Below are 2,509 nucleotides of genomic sequence, written 5' to 3'. Positions count from 1 at the left end.
GCCAGTCAGCGTATAACAGGCCTATTACCGGAACGGAAGGCTGTAAGTGAATTTACACCACCTTGACGGACTCGACCAAATAATCGGGATGAGATCTGGTTTATCTGTAATCGTCACTTACGCATTGTCTGCCTTGAGCGCGATGCAACGGCGTTCAGGATCCCACTGAGCAGCGGGCCGCAGCTGCGGGGGAAGCGGCTGATATCAGGATCCAGCACAGCTAATCGGGCAAAAAAAAACCACCTTCGTAAAGGTGGTTTCAGTTCTAAACGCAAGCGTTACTGCGGCATGCCTTCAGGTGCTGCCATGCCAGCGCCACCCAGCATATAGCGGAAGAGGAATTGCTCCAGCGGCATCTTCTCACCGTTCATGATGATCTGACCAGTGTCGTACTGCAGGCTGGTGGTAATGTTGTTGTCTTCCTGCGTGGTCAGCTTGAACATCTGGCCCATCGCGGCGACACCTTTCACCTGCTGATCCGCCAGTTTCAACGCTTCTTCCTGACTGTAGCCTTCTGCCATCGCCACATGCGTCATCATCTCGGTCGCCATATCCATCGAAATAGTCAGTTCGGTATCCAGGGTTTTCAGTACGTTATCAACCTGCTGGCCCAGATTCTGCGCCGAAGCGGTGGCGGTGGCCGGATCTTTGAACTGGGCGTTGAGGTTAAAGCTGCTCTCGCCTTTATCATTTTTCCAGCTAAATGACGCGATGCTGACTGACGGATCGCCTTTCAGCAGCAGCGGCAGGTTGCTGGTGAGAATTTCACTGGTGCGCTGCTGATATAGCTCAGGGTTAGCCTGCACATCAGGATTGCTGTTCAACGCCTGCATCTGGCGTTTGTAGTTTTCGGAGAAGGCTTTTATCGCCTTGCCATCGAAGCCAACCAGCTTAACCGCCAGCTTGCCTTGGCCGAAGTTCTGACCCTGCAGCTTCAGGCTGTCGAGAGTATAGTCGATCTGGCCAGACATGCTGCCATTGTCGGAATTGAAGGTCGATTTACCGTTCAGGCCTTCGGCGATCAGCACCTCTTTGCCATCCACTGCCGCAGTCAGTTTTTTCAGCGCGATAGTCGGGTCGCCAATGCGCATCCCTTCCGGGCTGAGTTTTGTATAGGCATCCAGCTTCAGGCCACTAACGGTGAACAGCACCGGCATCTCAAGCTTGTTTTTGCTGGTCACCACCAAGCTGTCGATATCACAATTAAATGAGACCTTATCGCCTTTATCGTCCGCGCTGACTTTCAGCGTGGCGCCGTTAAAGGCAAAACGTTCGCTGGTCTGGGCATTGCTGTAGTCGGCAGGTAACAGTTTGATATCCGACTCGGTGCTGCCGCCGTAGCCTACGCGGGTTTCCGCCTGCACAATCGACTGGCCTTTGGTAATTTCAAACAGCTTTTTTACGGCGTCGGTATTTTCCAGCTCGCTGTGTACCGAAGCCATGCTCAGGATCAGGTTAAATTTTTTTAGCTGTGCCAGCGGCAGAGGACCATGATCGATAGTCTCTTTAAACACGATGCTCTGGCTCGGCTTCAGCATGGCTTTATCTTCAGTCTGCAAGCTGCTCTGCAGCACGAAACGAGCGCTGCTGCTAAATACGCCGCGCTGGAAATTCTGATAGCTCAGTTGCAGACGGCTTTCCGGTGCGCTGTTCTTGATCTGAACGTTAGCCTGCTGTACCAGCTGATCCATATTTTTTTCCAGCTGCTTGCCGGTAAACCAGGCGCCAGCAGTCCAGACTACGCCAAGGGCAACCACTACGCCCACAGCAATCTTGGTTTTATTCATCAGTTGTGTCGTCCTTTTTTCCGTTCGCGAATGCCGGTTAGCCCGTGCAGATCCTGCGGGTAACCCTCTGGCGATAAAGAACGCCAATGCGGCGTTTTTGTTTAATACACTAAATAACTTAGCAATTATGACCGCTGGCGTCAGCCGCATTTAAGATGTTGATTAAATACCCTAGCAACGCGGCCATTGCCCGAAAGCGATAGCGTTGGCTCGCTGGTGGCAATAAAAACAGATTCACCTGCATTAAGTGACAATGACTGACCGACACAGTTCAGTTCGGCCTAGCATTCAATGCAGAAAACAATTGCGGCGCTCTCCTGAGAGTTATTGTCAAATCTGGTTTATGGAGCCATCAGGCAACGTTCCAGTCTGATGCTTCCTCTTCCACCTGTTTGCCATCTTTGAACGGCAGGTTGTTGACCACCAGAGTCAACAGCTCGAAACCCTTAAGTCGATTCCAGTTTTTTTGTGCTGACTGGAGCAGCTTGAATACCATCGCCAGCGTCGTCGCCCTCGAGCCGCAGTTCATGGTTAGGAAACTGAATCGACCCTTTTGGGGTTTCCTAAGCCGTGAGGGTAGAGTCTGTCAAGGTGGTGTAAATGGCACTGTTGCAAAGATCTGGCGATGGTAAGATGCCACTATTTAGTTGAAGGAGCAGCACATGAACCCATTTAAAGGTCGACATTTTGAGTATCATATTATCCTGTGGGCCGTCCGCTGG

2 protein-coding genes and 1 pseudogene are annotated in these 2,509 nt (G+C 51.6%); all 3 read right to left on the bottom strand.

The features are described 5' to 3' along the window. Window positions 1-278: 278 nt before the first annotated feature. Entirely contained in the window at window positions 279-1,787 is a 1,509-nt protein-coding gene (locus BBW68_RS07665) for a YdgA family protein (RefSeq protein WP_070134679.1), read from the bottom strand. Between the two features lie 140 nt (window positions 1,788-1,927). Beyond that, complete coding sequence (locus tag BBW68_RS20625; RefSeq protein ID WP_420835335.1) at window positions 1,928-2,062, bottom strand: hypothetical protein; 135 nt, start codon at window positions 2,060-2,062, stop codon at window positions 1,928-1,930. A gap of 77 nt (window positions 2,063-2,139) precedes the next feature. Beyond that, a pseudogene (locus tag BBW68_RS17765) lies at window positions 2,140-2,313 on the bottom strand (IS256 family transposase); the annotation flags it as partial. Between the last annotated feature and the right edge of the window lie 196 nt (window positions 2,314-2,509).

This window comes from Candidatus Erwinia dacicola (genome assembly GCF_001756855.1).
Taxonomy (GTDB): domain Bacteria; phylum Pseudomonadota; class Gammaproteobacteria; order Enterobacterales; family Enterobacteriaceae; genus Erwinia; species Erwinia dacicola.
This window is presented reverse-complemented; position numbering and strand designations above follow the sequence as displayed.

Coding starts and splice junctions, on each gene's coding strand:
- BBW68_RS07665 (WP_070134679.1), bottom strand. CDS start 1,787: ATGAATAAAACCAAGATTGCTGTGGGCGTAGTGGTTGCCCTTGGCGTA.